Origin of the sequence: Kitasatospora sp. NPDC059803, assembly GCF_042732255.1 — a bacterium.
Lineage (GTDB): Bacteria > Actinomycetota > Actinomycetes > Streptomycetales > Streptomycetaceae > Kitasatospora.
The window spans coordinates 15932-17402 of record NZ_JBHWIJ010000056.1 but is presented as its reverse complement, the minus strand read 5'-3'; the positions used below and the strand labels follow the sequence as shown (position 1 = coordinate 17402).

Here is a 1471-nt window from a genome sequence, read left to right as displayed (position 1 = left end):
CCCGGCGGGGGTTCGCGGGCGCTCACGAATTCCGCCCCGCCCAAATACCTCACCCGCGCCCCTCACCTCACCGCTGCGGCAGCTCGCACCCGTCCGGCCCGCACGCCTCGCCGCCACCGCCGCCGACCAGCAGGGGCACCACCGTCCGACTCTCCCAGGCCTGCTCCAGGGCCGCTGTGAACGTCTCGGCCGGCTGGGCGCCCGAGACCCCGAGCCGCCGGTCGAACACGAAGAACGGCACCCCGGTGGCGCCCATCGCGCCCGCCGTCGCCTCGTCCTCGCGCACCGCCTCCGCGTAGGCGTCCGGATCGGCCAGCACCGCCGCCGCGGCCTCGCCGTCCAGCCCGGCCTCGACGGACAGTTCCACCAGCCGTCCTTCCGCGAAGGCGGATCGCGCGTCGGCGAAGTTGGCCCGGTACAGCGCGTCCAGCAGCTGCCCCTGTCGCCCGTGGTCCTTGGCGAAGTGCAGCAGGCGGTGCATGTCGAAGGAGTTCGCAGCGTCGCGTCCCTCGCGGAGGTACGCCAGGCCCTCCCCGTGTGCGTTGTCCGCGATCCGGGCCTCCGCCGCCTCGGCCTGCTCCAGGCTGAGCCCGTACTTGGCGGCGATCAGCGGGACGACCGGCCGCGCCTCGGCCGGCGAGTGCGGGTCGAGCTCGAAGGAGCGGTGGACGACCTCCACGTCCCCACGGTGGGGGAAGCGCTCCAGGGCCTGCTCGAACCGGGCCTTGCCGATGTAGCACCACGGGCAGTTGATGTCGGTCCAGATCTCCACGCGCACGGCGTCGCTCCCGTCTCCAGCCGTGCGGGGCCTTCCCGCACCCGGCTCCGTGGCCAACGCCGACGACCACCTGAATATTTCTCGTGATGAAATATTCAGGCGCCCGACGGGATCGGCCGCAGCGCAGTCGCGCCGTCGCGGGAAGGCCCACAGGAACGCTTCTCACGTCCCCGAGCCCAGGTGTTCGGCGCTCTGCCCGCAGGCCGTTCCGTGCATCGGCGACGGTGGCCGGGGAGGCGCCATCGCCGTTTGCTGGTACGGCAGTTACCGTGTCGGTGACAGCCCGAACGGAAGGCGGACAAGGATGGGAAACTCCGCGCACGTCATGGTGCCGCCGCTCCTCGCGGTCGCGGTGCTCCTGCTCGCCGTCAAGTGGGTCAGGTTGCGGCGGAACGGCAGGCCCGTGCCCTTGCTGCCGCGATCGGGACCGGCCTGGGCGGGCGCGTTGACTGCCGTCGCGGTCGTGCTGGTCACGGGTGCGCTAGCCGGTCGTGCCGGGGATGCGGTCGTGCCGGCCGTCGCGCTCGGGGGGCTGGTCGGGGCCTTCGTGGACCTTCGCTTCGACGCCCGGCGCTGACGTCGTTCCTGGCCGCGGCCACCAGGCGACCCCGCGCGGGGGGGGTGGGGGCGGGGCCCGATAACACCCGCACCCAAAGCGGGACGCAGGCGATTTTTGTCCCCCCCCCACACGGT

General features: G+C 73.0%; 2 protein-coding genes. One reads left to right on the top strand and one right to left on the bottom strand.

Annotated features, from left to right (window positions below):
- Positions 1 to 67 precede the first annotated feature (67 nt).
- Positions 68 to 778, bottom strand: coding sequence for a DsbA family protein (locus ACFV6I_RS12435; protein WP_380342922.1), 711 nt, complete (start codon positions 776 to 778; stop codon positions 68 to 70).
- 304 nt (positions 779 to 1082) lie between these two features.
- Here ACFV6I_RS12435 and ACFV6I_RS12430 point away from each other — a divergent pair, with 304 nt between their 5' ends.
- On the top strand, positions 1083 to 1355 hold the full coding sequence (locus ACFV6I_RS12430; protein ID WP_063348110.1) for a hypothetical protein: 273 nt from the start codon (positions 1083 to 1085) through the stop codon (positions 1353 to 1355).
- Positions 1356 to 1471: the final 116 nt, after the last annotated feature.